We start from the raw sequence: 14,055 nt of genomic DNA on the forward strand, positions 1-14,055 counted from the left end.
TGTTGTGTTGCGAAGCCGAACGAGTACGCCGATTGCCAGCACGCACCCGAGCACGCAGCGATAATAACGCGCATTGCCGCGCGCGCTTGGCGCGCGAGCCAGAAAACGGAGACCCTCTTGAGCGAGCACAAGGCTGGAGAATCACCGGCGCCGCCCCCGCGCCAGGCGCAAGCGCGCTCCCGGCTGCCCACCCCCTTCGCCACCTTCGATCTTTCGGTCTACGCCGATGACGAGGGCAAGGAACACCTTGCCATCACGCTGGGTGATATCCACGGCAGCGGCGAAGAGGCCCCCCTGCTGCGCATTCATTCCGAATGCTTGACCGGCGACGCGCTCTTCTCGCTGCGCTGCGACTGTGGTTTCCAGCTGGAGCACGCGCTGCAGCGGATCGCCGTGGAAGGCCGTGGTGTGCTGCTCTATTTGCGCCAGGAAGGGCGAGGCATCGGCCTGGCCAACAAGATTCGGGCCTACGCGCTGCAGGACCAGGGACATGACACCGTGGAAGCCAACGTGCGGCTGGGCTTTCCGCCCGACGCCCGCGACTACGGCATCGCGCTGGAGATCCTCGCCGACCTGGGTGTACGCGCGGCGCGGCTTATGACCAACAACCCGCGCAAGATCGCGGCGCTGGAGGAAGCCGGCATTGAGATCGTCCAGCGCGTCCCGATCGAGTGTGGGCGCAATCCGCACAATGAGAACTATCTGACGACCAAGGCCGGCCGCCTCGGGCACCTGATGCAGAGCGAGTGAAACTGCCGTGACGCGCGAAGTCCAGAAAGCTCGGCGCGGCGTGCTCGGTGAGCTGGGCGCGCTGACGGTGCAGACCTACCGTCTGTCGCGCGCCTTCTCGCCGCTGCTTCACTTGCTCGCGCACGAGCACGATGTCACGCGGGACGAGCTGTCGCAGGCGGTGGATACCGTCTTTGAGGGGCTCTACGCGCATCCGGCCACGCGCTCGCTGGAGCGCATCACTGACCACCTGCGTACGCGGCGCCTGATCCCGGACGAGCAGTCCACCGAGGACCTGATCCGCTTCGTCGTCGATCAGCTGCTGCAACGCAGCCCCGTCCCCGTACCGCAGGCACTGATCGACGAGTTCTGGCTTTTCTTCGAGGAGCTGTTCTCCAGCGAAGAGATCAAGGGCCTCGGCGAAATGTCGCTGGACATGGTGCGGCTGGTGATCAGCACCTATGAGCCGCTGCTGACAGAGGTCGTGAACATCCTCAAGGCGGGGCGCCGCTTCAATCAGTGGCAGTTGCAGGAGTTGCTGCGCCGCGCCGCGACCGTGCGCGAGGACATCGTCATTGTCCGGCGCCAGCTGCGCGCCCTGCGCTGGGTGCGTCCCTTCTTCCAGGCCGACCCCAAGGACTTCCAGGCTCAGGCGCAGATCGTCGCCAGCATGGTGCGTGAATTCGGGCCCTTCTTCATCAAGATGGCGCAGGTTGCTGCCGCCAATAGCGATTTCCTTCCTGAGGAGATCGCGCGCGAGCTGGCAGTCTTCCACGAGGATGTCGCGCCGATGAGCCCGGAGGAGGTCGAGCAGGCCTTCCAGGAGAGCTTCGGCAAGTCGCCGCACGATCTCTATATGGGCTTCGACGCCGAGAAGCCGCTGCGCTCGGGTTCCATCGGCTCGGTCTATCTGGCCAAGAAGCCTTTCGTCGAGAACGGCATGGAGGTGCTGCGGCCCATCGTCGTCAAGGTCGGGCGGCACCATATCGACCGCGAGTTCGCCATCGGTAAACTGGTGATCGGCCTGGCCATTCTGTCCAGTCAGTACTGGGCGCCTCATTCCAAGCTCGCCCCCTTCCTGCGCGCGCTGCAGGAGCAGGTCGACGAGTTCGTTGCCGGCTTCCTGCAGGAGCTCGATTTCGAGGACGAAGCGGCCAATCAGGTGCGTTTCCACGCCCGTGCCCAGAACACCGGTGTATGGCGCGTGCCGGCGCTATACGGCAGCTCGCGGCGCATCCTGGAGATGGAGTTCCTCGCGGACGGCGAGAGCCTGGTGCGCGCGCTGCGCCGGCAGACGCCCGCAGCACGCAAGCGCTTTCGTGCGCAGGTTGCCGAACGCCTGCTGTACACGATCCTGCATCACGCGCTGGTGTATCGCGAGATGCATGGCGACCTGCATCCCGGCAACATCATGATCGGTTCGGATAACGCGCTCTATCTCATCGACTGGGGCAACACCGTGCCGCTGGACGGCAAGTGGGACGCAGTCTGGGATTACGTCTCGGGCGCCTGCCTGGCCGACGTCGACCTGCTCACCGATGCACTGATCCGCATGAGCACTTCGCCGCAGGCCAACGCCGGGCGCCGCGCCGAGATCCGCGCCCTGCTCGCCGAAACGCTGGCCAAGCGCGATATCCGGCCGCTGAAGGCGCGCAACCTGCTGCAGGAGCTGCATCGTGGCGGTGTCGAGGGCTTGCGCCAGCGCGGGCAGGCGATTCTTCACCTCATCTCGAACACACAGCATCTCGGCCTGGTGGTGAAGGGGGACTACACGCACCTGTCGCGCGCGTTGATGGCGGCTGCCGGCAGCTTTGGGGCGCTCTACGAGGGTGAGCCGCGTCGGCGGTTACTGCGCGATCTCATTGGTGGCGTGCTGCGCCTGCCGTTTCTGTACTCGCGCGACCGCGTGCGAATGGAGCTGCGTGCGCTGCGCGGCCGGCTGGCACTGCAGCCCGCCGCACGACCGGCGGCGTTGCCGGCACCGAGTCAGCCGGGACCACCCACCGAAGGACGCTATCGCCATGGCTGATGCCTTCTTCACCGCACTGCGTCCGCTCGTCTTCCGGCTGGATGCCGAGCGGGCGCACTGGCTGACGGTGCGCGCGCTCGCTGCCGCTCCGGCCGCGGCTGGCTGGATAGGAGAGCCGGTCGTGGACCCTGTCGAGTGCTTGGGCCTGCGCTTTCGCAACCGCGTCGGACTCGCCGCTGGCATGGACAAGGATGCACGCGCAGTTCGCGCCTTCGCGCGGCTGGGCTTCGGCTTCGTCGAAGTCGGAACGCTGACGCCACGTCCGCAGCCCGGCAATCCGAAACCGCGGTTGTTCCGCGACGTCGCCGCAAGGGCGGTGATCAATCGGCTGGGCTTCAACAACGCCGGTATCGACGCGGCCGTTCGCCGGCTGGAAAGCGAGCCGCGGGAATGCGTGGTGGGTGTCAATATCGGCAAGAACCGCGATACGCCGGTCGAGCGCGCCGCCGAGGACTACGTCTACTGCCTTCGGCGCGCCCACGCCACAGCGGATTACATCACCGTCAATGTCTCCTCGCCGAACACGCCAGGGCTGCGCGATCTGCAGGACGAGCAGGCGCTGATCGTGCTGCTCGACACTATTGCGCAGGAGCGCGAACGGCTGGCCGACGCCCAGGGCGCACGCACGCCGGTGCTGCTCAAGGTTGCGCCGGATCTGGCCGATGCCGCTCAGCACCGTATCGCGCTGGCCGCCCGCGAGCGTGGAATGGATGGGCTGATCGCCACCAATACCACCATCGAGCGCCCTCCGGGGCTGTCAGCGAAAGTGGCGAAGGAGGCGGGCGGCTTATCCGGGGTGCCGCTGGCTCCGCTGGCAGCGACGGCACTGAAGAGCTTGCGGGCGGCCTGCGGCGCGGACTTCCCGATCATCGGTGTTGGTGGCATCGACAGCCCGGCGGCCGCGCACCAGCGCATCGCCGACGGCGCCGACCTGATCCAGCTCTACACGGGCATCGTCTACGAAGGGCCCGGGCTGCCGGCACGGCTGGCGCGAGCGCTTCGCGACAAGGTCTCGTAACGCTGGCAATGCCTGCTCACAGCCGGCACAATGATTTGATAACGACAGGGAGAAACCTTCATGCAACTCAACAAAGTTCTTGCTGCAGCCGTGCTGGTCGCGGCTACCGGGACGGCACAAGCTGTCAACACGCCCGATAACGAGATTCCTTACGCCGCCGGCTTCGGCAGCTATACCATCGTCGACAGCGAGCGCAACTGGGACGACGATTTCGGCTACCAGCTGACCTTCGGCCTGCCGCTGGCATGGGAGGACACGGCGTTGGAACTGTCCTTCTTCAACGGTGGTTTCGAGCGCGATATCGACGGCGAGGATGACTACCACGCCGGCATTACGGTGGATTTGGTACGTGATTTCGGCGGCATCAGCTTCCTGTCGCGCAACGACGTGACGCCCTATGCCCTGGCAGGTATTGGCGCTGTTCGCGACGATGTGCAGGGTGATACAGAAATTCGGCCGATGGCGAATGTCGGCGGTGGCGCGCTCATGGGGCTTCCGCTATGGGGCATGGGCCTGCGCACCGAGTTCCGCCTCGTTGGCCAGCACCAGTCGCTGTCCGCACCGGGCTCGAATCTCCTGCTCGACTATCGCTTCCTGGTCGGCCTGCAGGTTCCGCTGACGCCCTTCTTCGGTGAGAGCGAGCCGGACGAGCCGCTCCCCGAGGAAGAGGAATGCGAAGTCGCCGTGGTCGATCCCGTCACTGGCCGTACCGATTGCCGCAGCGATTCGGACGATGACGGTGTCGACGATACGCGCGACCAGTGCCCCGGCACGCAGGCAGGCGTCGAGGTCGACGACAGCGGCTGCCCGGTTCAGCAGGCGCAGAGCGATGCCGATGGTGACGGCGTGGCCGATGTCGATGACGCCTGCCCGGATACCTACGAAGGTGTGACGGTCAACACGGCTGGTTGTGCCGAGCCGCAGCCGCTGGTTATTCCGCGCCTGACCTTCGATCTGGACACCGCCCGCCTGACCCCGGATGCGCGAGAAGTCCTCGGCGACGTGGCGGCGATGCTGGAAGGGCAGCAGGATCTCACCGTCGAGATCATCGGCCACACCGATAGTCAGGGCGCCGATGACTACAACCAGACGCTCTCCGATCAGCGCGCGGCCTCCGTCAAGACGTATCTGACCTCGATGGGGGTCGACGGTAGCCGTATGGATACGACCGGTCGCGGCGAGAGCCAACCGGTTGCGAGCAATGAAACCGAAGAGGGACGGCAGGAGAATCGCCGTGTGACCTTCTGGCTCTATCTCGACTGAGCCCCATCGCAAGGATGGACGACGGGGCGGCCTCAGGGCCGCCCTTTCTATTGCAAGCCCCGGAGATTCCGCCGATGTCGCGACAATCCACCGCAAGTACGCCAGTCAGCTCGCCGTGCACGGGCGTGTGCACGCTCGATGCGGCCGGCCAACTGTGCGTTGGTTGTCTGCGCAGCGGTACCGAGATCGCCGAATGGCCGCATGCCGACGAAGGGCGCCGGCGGGAGATTCTTGCGTCGGTACGCGCTCGGCGCGGGCACGCGCCGCTTGCAGCCAATCAGACGGAGCAGGGCGATGAATAAGTTACAACAGCCACCGCACCGCGTCAGCGTGCCCGTGCGCTGGGGCGATATGGATTGCCTCGGGCACGTCAACAATGCCCGCTTCTTCACCTATGACGAGGATGTGCGCTTGGGCTTCTTCAACCAGCTGATGGCCGACGATCCGCGCTTTTGGAAGGACTACGGCCTGATCCTGGCGCACATCGGCTGCGATTTCCTCGCCCAGCTGCATGCCCCCAACGATCTGGACGTGCACTACGGCATCAGCCGCATCGGCGGCAAGAGCTTCGAGACGCAGGCCCTGATGCACGCGGGCGGAGAGCCGGTGGCGCGCACCCGCGCCATCGTCGTCTGGTTCGATTATCGCGAGCAGGCCACGCTGCCGATCCCCGACGGCGTCCGCGCCAAGCTTCAGACCTATCTGCTGCCGGATGCCGCGAAGTAGCGGGTAGCTGTAAGGGCCAACTCTTCGCCAACCGGATCACGTTGGCATCCTTGTAGGCCGGACTGAAGCCCGACCTACCAGGCTCGGGACGACCCGGCCCTTCGTATCTGCGAGATCCGACGCTTTCGCGCTCAGATATCCCGCGCCTGGTCCGCGGCGTTGCCGAGGTAGGTGTCGGGTGTCAGCGCCAGCAGGCGCTCGCGGTCGGCCTCGGGAATATCCAGCTCGCGGATGAAGTCGCGCAGCGCGTCGCGCTCGATGCGGCGGCCTCGCGTCAGGCGCTTGAGCTGCTCGTAGGGTTCGGGCAGACCGTAACGACGCATGACGGTCTGCACGGCTTCGCCGAGAACCTCCCAGTTGTCGTTGAGATCGCGCCCGAGCCGCCAGGCGTCCGCTTCCAGCTTGCCGGCGCCCTTGGCGATGGATTCATAGGCCAGCACGCCGTGCGCGATGCCGACACCCAGATTGCGCAGCGTGGTGGAATCGGTCAGGTCGCGTTGCCAGCGCGAGATGGGGAGTTTGCTCGCCAGATGGTTGAGGATGGCGTTGGCGATGCCGAGATTGCCCTCCGCGTTTTCGAAGTCGATGGGGTTGACCTTGTGCGGCATGGTCGAGCTGCCGACCTCGCCATCGACCATGCGCTGGCGGAAGTATCCCAGCGAAATGTAGCCCCAGAGATCGCGACAGAAATCGATGAGAACCGTGTTGGCGCGCGCCAGCGCGTCGAAGTACTCGGCGATGAAGTCGTGCGGCTCGATCTGCGTCGTTGCCGGGGTCTGGGAGAGGCCGAGGCCGTCAATGAAGGTGGCCGAGAAGGCTGGCCAGTCGACTTCCGGATAGGCCGCGATATGGGCGTTCCAGTTGCCTGTTGCGCCATTGATCTTGCCCATGATCTGGACATCGGCGAGCTGTTGGCGCTGGCGGGCGAGGCGATGCACGAAGACTGCCAGTTCCTTGCCCAGCGTCGTGGGTGAGGCCGGTTGGCCGTGCGTGCGCGAGAGCATGGGCTGCTCGGCGTACATGCGCGCGAGTTCGGCGAGCTTCGCCGTCATCTTCTCCAGCGCCGGCAGCAGCACGCGCTCGCGGCACTCGCGCAGCATCAACGCGTAGGCGAGGTTATTGATGTCCTCGGAGGTACAGGCGAAGTGGATGAATTCCTTGACCTTCGACAACTCCTCGTGTTGCCCGATTCGCTCCTTAAGGTAGTACTCGACGGCCTTGACGTCGTGATTCGTCGTCTGCTCGATCTGCTTGACGCGCTGGGCTTCGTCGACGTCGAAGTTGGCCGCGATCTGCTCCAGACGCTCCTGCGCGGATTCGGACAGCGGCACGACCTCCGGAATCTCGGGGCTGGCGGCGAGCGCCTCCAGCCAGCGGATCTCCACTAGCACGCGGAAGCGGATCAGGCCGTATTCGGAGCAAATCTCGCGCAGCTCCCAGGTCTTGTCGGCGTAGCGCCCGTCAATGGGGGAGAGGGCAGTCAGGGAAGTCAGTTGCATCGCGGCATCCGGAAGAGGGCGGTCCGGACAACACCGGGTGGCGCTGTCAGGGGCGGGCATTTTAAGGCAGGCTGGCTTTTCTGCCGACGCCGCTGGCGCATGACCAAGACAAGGATCACCGGATGACACAGCAAGCGACTCGCATCGAGAAGGACTCCATGGGTGATGTCGCCGTGCCACGCGATGCCTTATGGGGTGCACAGACACAGCGCGCGCTCGACAACTTCGCCATCTCGGGGCATCGCTTTCCGCGCGCCTTCCTGCGCGCCCTGGGTCTGGTCAAGGCCGCAGCCGCCGAGGCCAACCGCGAGCACGGCGTGCTTGAGGCCGCGACGGCCGAGGCCGTCGCGGCAGCAGCGCAGCGGGTAGCCGACGGAGCGGTGGACGACGCCTTCCCGCTGGATGTCTTCCAGACCGGCTCCGGCACTTCCACGAACATGAATGCCAACGAAGTGATCGCGCGCATAGCCTCGCGCAACAGCGGCGCGACGATCCACCCCAACGACCACGTCAACGCCAGCCAGTCCTCCAACGACGTCATTCCGACCACCATCCACGTCGCCGCAACGCTCGCTCTTGAGGAGGATCTGTTGCCCGCCCTAGACGGGCTCGCGGCCGGCATTCGCGAGCGAGCCACCACGCTGGCCGGCTTCGTCAAGACAGGCCGCACCCACCTGATGGATGCCATGCCGGTGCGCCTCGATCAGGAGGCGGGTGCCTGGGCGACGCAGATGGAGCTGGCGGCCGAACGGCTGCGCGCCAGCCTGCCCCGGTTGCGCGAGCTGGCGCAGGGCGGCACCGCGGTGGGCACCGGGGTCAATGCGCCGGACGGCTTCGCGCAGACCTTCTGCCGGGTCTTGTCGGCGCGCACAGGCTGGACGTTCCAGCCTGCGCGCGACCCTCTCTGCGCGCTGGCCAGTCAGGACACCGCCGTCGAGGTGTCCGGACAGCTCAAGGCGCTGGCCACCGCGCAGATGAAGCTCGCCAACGATCTGCGCTGGATGAACTCGGGGCCGCTGGCCGGGCTAGGCGAGATCTCGCTGCCAGCGCTGCAGCCGGGTTCCTCGATCATGCCCGGCAAGGTGAATCCGGTGATTCCCGAGGCCGTCGCCATGGCCGCCGCCCAGGTCATGGGCAACGACGTCACGGTTGGCATTGCGGGCCAGTCGGGCAACTTCCAGCTCAACGTCATGCTGCCGGTGATCGCACACAATCTGCTGGAGTCGATCCGCTTGATGGCCACGAGCTGCCGTGCGCTGGTCCCGGTGATCCGCGACTTCGAGGTGCGCGCCGAGACGCTGACGCGCGCACTGGAGCGCAATCCGATTCTGGTTACCGCGCTGAATCGCGAGATCGGCTATGACCGCGGCGCGGCCATCGCCAAGCGCGCCTACGCCGAGGGGCGTAGTGTCATGGAGGTGGCACTGGAAGACAGTGGCCTGGACGAGGCACGGCTGCGCGAGTTGCTGGATCCGCGCCGCTTGACCGGCTGAGGCTCGACGCCCGTGATCGGCTAGCATGTCGCACTGCTACCGACCCCTTTTCAGCGAGCAGCGAGCCCGTTCCGCATGACTACGATCCGCCAGGACGACTTCGTCACCTCCATCGCCGACGCCTTCCAGTACATCAGCTACTACCACCCGCAGGACTACATCCAGGCGCTGGGTGCGGCCTATGAGCGCGAGGAATCGCCAGCAGCGCGCGACGCCATCGCGCAGATCCTGACCAACTCGCGCATGTGCGCCGAGGGCCGTCGCCCGATCTGCCAGGACACCGGCATCGCGCTGGTCTTCCTGAAGGTCGGCATGAATGTGCAGTGGGATTCGACCCTGTCGGTACAGGAAATGGTCGACGAGGGCGTGCGCCGCGCCTACGGCAATCCGGACAACGTCCTGCGTGCCTCGGTGCTGCGCGACCCGGCCGGCGCGCGCCAGAACACGCGTGACAACACGCCGGCAGTGGTGCACTACGAGATCGTGCCGGGCGATGACGTTGAGGTCATCTGCGCGGCCAAGGGTGGCGGCTCGGAGGCCAAGAGCAAGCTGGCCATGCTCAATCCTTCCGATTCCATCGTCGACTGGGTGCTCAAGACCGTGCCGACGATGGGCGCCGGTTGGTGCCCACCGGGCATTCTCGGCATCGGCATCGGCGGCACGCCCGAGAAGGCGGCGCTGCTGGCCAAGGAATCGATCATGGCGCCGGTGGACATCCAGGATCTGATCGCGCGCGGCCCCAGCAACCGCGTCGAGGAACTGCGCCTGGAACTCTACGAGAAGGTCAACGCGCTGGGCATCGGTGCGCAGGGTCTGGGCGGACTGACCACTGTGCTCGACGTCAAGATTCTCGACTACCCGACCCACGCCGCCAATCTGCCGGTGGCGATGATCCCGAACTGCGCCGCCACGCGGCACGTCCACTTCCATCTGGACGGCAGCGGGCCGGCCGCGCTGGCGCCGCCGAAGCTGGAGGACTGGCCCGACGTCACCTGGCAGGCGAACACCGAGGTCGCCACCCGCGTCGATCTCGATACGCTGACGCCGGAACAGGTCGCCAGCTGGAAGCCGGGCCAGACCCTGCTGCTCAACGGCAAGATGCTCACCGGCCGCGATGCCGCGCACAAGCGCATCGCCGACATGCTCGCCCGTGGCGAGGAACTGCCGGTGGATTTCACCAATCGCGTGATCTACTACGTCGGCCCGGTGGATCCGGTGCGCGACGAGGCCGTCGGCCCAGCGGGTCCGACCACGGCCACGCGCATGGACAAGTTCACCGAAACCATGCTGTCGCAGACCGGCCTCATCGCCATGGTGGGCAAGGCGGAGCGCGGGCCCGAGGCCATCGCGGCTATCCGCGCTCACGGCTCGGCCTATCTCATGGCTGTCGGTGGCGCGGCTTACCTGGTTTCCAAGGCCATCCGCTCGGCGAAGGTGGTTGGTTTCGAAGACCTCGGCATGGAGGCGATCTACGAGTTCGAGGTCGCGGATATGCCCGTGACCGTGGCCGTGGACGCCCAGGGCGAGTCAGTGCATCAGACAGGCCCGCGCGAGTGGCAGGCGCGCATCGGCAAGATTCCGGTCGTCACCGCCTGAATCATTCAACCGCAGATTTCGCAGATCGGCGCAGATCCTTCTAGAGATTAATCCCTTGAATCTCCGCATTCTGGAGTTATTCGCTGAACCACCTCTCGGGGTCACATGAACTTTCGCTTATTCAGTTTGCTGGGATTCTTGGCTACCGTCGGCGCGATGGGTTTCGCGCTGTGGCTGGAGCATGTGCAGGGCCTGGAGCCGTGTCCGCTCTGCATCTTCCAGCGCGTGGCGATGATCGCCACCGGCCTGGTCTTTCTGCTCGCGGCGTTGCACGGGCCGAGGGGCACCGGTCGCTGGGTCTACGCGCTGCTGGTCTGGTTGAGCGCCGGGGCCGGGATGGCGATCGCGGGCCGCCACGTCTGGCTGCAGAGCCTGCCCGAGGATCAGGTACCGGCTTGCGGCCCGACCCTCGACTTTCTGACGGACAGCCTGCCGCTCTGGGATGTCGTCGCCACGGTACTGCGCGGCGACGGCAACTGCGCGGTCATCGATGCGGCCTGGCTTGGCATATCTCTGCCGGCGTGGACGCTGATCGGTTTCGTCGGGCTCGTGCTCTGGGCCGGTGTCGCGCTGCTGGCCACACGCCCCGACAATCGCTGAGCCCCTTTCACCCCATTACCACGCATATCCGGGAGTCCCCGCAATGTCCTACGCCACGACTGATCTATCCGACGCCCATCCCGAAGCCGCCGTTCTGGAGCCCATGTTCGGGGACTTCGGCGGCAACATCGATTTCCACGGGCCGGCGCATACCCTCAAGATTCACGAGGACAACTCGCTGGTGCGCGCCGCGCTGGAGCAACCGGGCGAGGGCAAGGTGCTGGTGGTCGACGGCGGCGGCAGCATGCGCTGCGCGCTACTGGGCGACCAGCTCGCCGAATTGGGCGTGAAGAACGGCTGGGCCGGCGTCGTTGTGTACGGCTGCATCCGCGATTCGGCGGTCATCGAGGGTATGGCCATCGGCGTCAAGGCGCTGGACACACACCCGCGCAAGTCCGAGAAGCGCGGTGCCGGCATCGAGAACAAGGCGGTGCACTTCGCCGGTGCCACGATTCGTCCCGGCGACTACGTCTATTGCGATGCCGACGGCATCCTCGTATCGCCGGAGGCGCTGCCGGAAGCATGAGTCGTGATGCCGGGCAGGCGGCGGTAGATCGGCCCGCGCCCGCACGCTACCGGATGGCCGAGCTGGAGCGCCTCTCCGGCGTCGGTCGCGAGGCCATCCGCTTCTACATCCGCAAAGGGCTGTTGCCCGAACCGGAGCGCCCGTCGCGCACCATGGCCTGGTACTCGGAGGAACACCTCCGCCTGCTGCGCACCATTCGGCGACTTCGCGAGGAAGAACTGCTGCCGCTGGCGGCAATTCGCGCAGTCCTGCATGACGTTGCCTCACATCCCTTCAGTCAACGGCAGCAGCGCATGCTGCGCCGCATGCGGCAGCGCGTGCATCGCGAAGGTGGGGTGGCCCGCTCCAGCCGTGGGCGCGCGGAGCTCGCCGAGGCACTTGGTCTGGATCGCGAGGCGCTTCGTCAGGCCGAGGAAGCGGGGCTGATCCGCGAAGGTGCTGATGATCTCAGCGGAGAAGAAGAGGAGCTGCTAGCCCTGTGGGCGGAAGTTCGCGATGCCGGCCTCAGTCGCGAGCGCGGGCTGGGCCCGCGCGATATGGCGATGGTGGCGCAAGCGGTGGATAAAGTCTTCGGCGCGGAGCTGGATATCTTCAGCGAGCGGCTCGGCGATCTTTCCGACGCCGAGACCGATGCCTTGCTGGAGGTCGTAATCCCGAATATCAACCGGATGTTCGCGCTGCTCCACGGTCGGCGCGTGCGCAGCTTCGTGGAATCGGCCAATGCAGCCGGCGACACGCCGGCCGACGACGATTAGGCGGCGTCGCTACCCAGCCGCTCGAAGTCCGGCTTCTCTCGCACCGCGCAGTCCGGACAGGCCCAGTTTTCCGGAACCTGATCCCAGGATGTTCCCGGAGGAAAACCTTCCTCCGGGCAGCCGGCAGCTTCGTCGTAGATGAAGCCGCAGCCGGGGCAGCGATAGCGCTCTGCGCTCATTGCGCCACTTCCTCTGCCGGGCGGTGCAGGCGGGCGAAGATCTCGTCACGCCGCTCCGGGAGCACATTGGCCAGCCGCATATCGTGTCCGTACAGCTCGGCGACCCGCTCGTCCATGATGCGCCGCCACAGCGGCGGGACCAGCGCGGCCATGAACATGCCCGGATAGCCGCTGGGCAACTGCGGGAGTCCCTCGAAGTTGCGCAGAGCCTGATAGCGACGGGTCGGATTCGCGTGATGGTCCGAGTGCCGCTGCAGCTGGAAGAGCACCAGATTCGACACCAGATGGTTGGTATTCCAGGAATGCTCGGGCCGAGGGCGTTCGTAGCGCCCGTCCTTGCCGCGCTGGCGGCAGAGCCCGTAGTGCTCAATGTAGTTGGCCTGGCTCAGCAGCATATAGCCCAGGAATGCCTGCATGAACAGGAAGGGGAGGGCCAGCCAGCCGAAGAACACGGTAACGCCGATGTAGAGCACCACGGTCATCAGGCCGGCCTGAACTATTTCGTTCTCCAGGCTCAGCGTGGGCTTGCCAATGCGACTAAGTCGCTCGCGCTCGATGTTCCAGGCGCGGCGCATGGTCAGCGGAATCTCGCGCGTGAAGGCGAAGCGATAGAAATTCTCACCCAACCGCGAACTGGCGGGATCCTCCGGCGTGGCGACATCACGGTGATGCCCCTTGTTGTGCTCGATAAAGAAGTGGCCGTAGCCAGGCATGGCAAGCACGATCTTGGCCATCCAGCGCTCAAGCTTGGTTTTCTTGTGGCCAAGCTCATGGCCGGTGTTGATGGCCAGACCGCTGATGATGCCCACCGTCCATACCAGGCCCACGAGTGACCAGATCGGGAAGGCGCCACTGGTGAATGCCCAGGCACCGAGTAGCAGCGTCACGAAGTGCCCCGGCACCGCCACGAAAACGACCCAGCGGTAGTAGGGGTCCTCGTGCATGGCCTCGACGACGTCCTCGGGCGGATTGCTGAGATCCTCACCGAAGAGATGATCGAGCAGAAAGATGCCGACGTAGAAGAGCACCGGAGTTGCCCAGAACAGCCACGGCCAGTTGCCAACGATGCCGAGCACGATCAGCAGTGCCGGAGCCAGGGGATACGCCGAACTGAGGAGCCAGAGCGCCCGCTTGCGGTCGCGATAGTGCACGCCGCTAGCAGCATCCGAAAAAGTCTTGCTAAGAAGCATCTCCTCTCCTTTACGTAGTAGTAGTACGCAACACTATTGCGCCTCTACACGGCTACTGTCAATAGACCCATAGCCGAACGGTAGCTTGCGCAGGAACGGCCGGTGCTTCGCTGCGGGCCGAAGGCCCACCAAGCTGCAATACCAGCGCTTTTCAGGCCCTCCCGGCGCTTTCGCCCGCTGCAGCTGCCGGCATTCAGGTGGGCGCGCCTTGCGGTGGACGATCGGGCCCGGCATGCCTGCACGGGGGCTTGCAAGCCGGAATCCCTGCCTTCTGCGCCGAAATTGCTGCAGTGCGATTGCAGCAATTGGGGACGTCGGGTATATTCGCGCCCCTTTTTGAAGGAGCCTCGGCGGCGCTGGTCGCGGTGGGGGCCCCTTCGAGAAGAGGCGGATCGGGGGCAAGCCCTGTAGGGCACGCAGGTGCCTTCTCTGCGAGTTCGCAGGATTGCCGC

14 protein-coding genes are annotated in these 14,055 nt (G+C 65.7%); 11 read left to right on the forward strand and 3 right to left on the reverse strand.

Translation table 11 applies throughout. The features are described from left to right. Window positions 1-117 precede the first annotated feature (117 nt). The 6 genes from ribA to U743_RS06330 all read left to right on the forward strand — a co-directional run bounded on the left by ribA (window position 118) and on the right by U743_RS06330 (window position 5,765). A complete protein-coding gene (ribA, locus tag U743_RS06310; RefSeq protein ID WP_084191397.1) occupies window positions 118-750 on the forward strand; it encodes a GTP cyclohydrolase II in 633 nt (210 codons plus the stop codon). 7 nt (window positions 751-757) lie between these two features. Continuing rightward, window positions 758-2,758, forward strand: coding sequence for an AarF/UbiB family protein (locus U743_RS06315; RefSeq protein WP_052367601.1), 2,001 nt, complete (start codon window positions 758-760; stop codon window positions 2,756-2,758). Next, a complete protein-coding gene (locus tag U743_RS06320; RefSeq protein WP_043766504.1) occupies window positions 2,751-3,776 on the forward strand; it encodes a quinone-dependent dihydroorotate dehydrogenase in 1,026 nt (341 codons plus the stop codon). Before U743_RS06315 ends, U743_RS06320 begins: the two co-directional genes overlap by 8 nt. Window positions 3,777-3,836: 60 nt before the next feature. Beyond that, window positions 3,837-5,039, forward strand: coding sequence for an OmpA family protein (locus tag U743_RS17975; RefSeq protein WP_052367602.1), 1,203 nt, complete (start codon window positions 3,837-3,839; stop codon window positions 5,037-5,039). A gap of 74 nt (window positions 5,040-5,113) precedes the next feature. Further along, window positions 5,114-5,341 carry a DUF1289 domain-containing protein gene (locus U743_RS18685; protein ID WP_084191398.1) on the forward strand — a complete coding sequence of 76 codons (228 nt, stop codon included), beginning with the start codon at window positions 5,114-5,116 and terminating at the stop codon, window positions 5,339-5,341. Beyond that, a complete protein-coding gene (locus U743_RS06330) occupies window positions 5,334-5,765 on the forward strand; it encodes an acyl-CoA thioesterase (RefSeq protein WP_043766506.1) in 432 nt (143 codons plus the stop codon). The genes U743_RS18685 and U743_RS06330 overlap by 8 nt, the downstream gene beginning before the upstream one ends. A gap of 131 nt (window positions 5,766-5,896) precedes the next feature. Here the strand turns inward: U743_RS06330 and purB are convergent, their stop codons facing one another. After that, window positions 5,897-7,264 carry an adenylosuccinate lyase gene (gene purB / locus U743_RS06335; RefSeq protein ID WP_043766508.1) on the reverse strand — a complete coding sequence of 456 codons (1,368 nt, stop codon included), beginning with the start codon at window positions 7,262-7,264 and terminating at the stop codon, window positions 5,897-5,899. 122 nt (window positions 7,265-7,386) lie between these two features. Here purB and U743_RS06340 point away from each other — a divergent pair, with 122 nt between their 5' ends. The 5 genes from U743_RS06340 (at window position 7,387) to U743_RS17980 (ending at window position 12,234) form a co-directional block, all read left to right on the forward strand. Next, a complete protein-coding gene (locus U743_RS06340; protein ID WP_043766511.1) occupies window positions 7,387-8,757 on the forward strand; it encodes a class II fumarate hydratase in 1,371 nt (456 codons plus the stop codon). Window positions 8,758-8,832: 75 nt separating this feature from the next. Continuing rightward, window positions 8,833-10,353 (forward strand): fumarate hydratase, encoded by a 1,521-nt coding sequence (locus U743_RS06345; RefSeq protein WP_043766514.1) that lies wholly within the window; start codon window positions 8,833-8,835, stop codon window positions 10,351-10,353. Between the two features lie 105 nt (window positions 10,354-10,458). Then, window positions 10,459-10,953: a disulfide bond formation protein B gene (locus U743_RS06350; protein ID WP_043766517.1), complete on the forward strand. Its 495-nt coding sequence runs from the start codon at window positions 10,459-10,461 to the stop codon at window positions 10,951-10,953. A 43-nt stretch (window positions 10,954-10,996) separates the two neighbouring features. Then, window positions 10,997-11,479 carry a ribonuclease E activity regulator RraA gene (gene rraA, locus U743_RS06355; RefSeq protein ID WP_043766519.1) on the forward strand — a complete coding sequence of 161 codons (483 nt, stop codon included), beginning with the start codon at window positions 10,997-10,999 and terminating at the stop codon, window positions 11,477-11,479. Further along, window positions 11,476-12,234 (forward strand): MerR family transcriptional regulator, encoded by a 759-nt coding sequence (locus U743_RS17980; RefSeq protein WP_084191400.1) that lies wholly within the window; start codon window positions 11,476-11,478, stop codon window positions 12,232-12,234. The genes rraA and U743_RS17980 overlap by 4 nt, the downstream gene beginning before the upstream one ends. On the opposite strand, the gene U743_RS06365 is transcribed toward U743_RS17980, so the two are convergent. Together U743_RS06365 and U743_RS06370 are read right to left on the reverse strand one after the other, a co-directional pair. Next, window positions 12,231-12,413 carry a rubredoxin gene (locus U743_RS06365; RefSeq protein ID WP_043766520.1) on the reverse strand — a complete coding sequence of 61 codons (183 nt, stop codon included), beginning with the start codon at window positions 12,411-12,413 and terminating at the stop codon, window positions 12,231-12,233. The two genes, U743_RS17980 and U743_RS06365, sit on opposite strands and share 4 nt — an antisense overlap. Further along, window positions 12,410-13,603 carry an alkane 1-monooxygenase gene (locus U743_RS06370; protein WP_052367604.1) on the reverse strand — a complete coding sequence of 398 codons (1,194 nt, stop codon included), beginning with the start codon at window positions 13,601-13,603 and terminating at the stop codon, window positions 12,410-12,412. The genes U743_RS06365 and U743_RS06370 overlap by 4 nt, the downstream gene beginning before the upstream one ends. Window positions 13,604-14,055: the final 452 nt, after the last annotated feature.

Origin of the sequence: Algiphilus aromaticivorans DG1253 (assembly GCF_000733765.1) — a bacterium.
In the GTDB taxonomy this organism is placed as follows: Bacteria; Pseudomonadota; Gammaproteobacteria; order Nevskiales; family Nevskiaceae; genus Algiphilus; species Algiphilus aromaticivorans.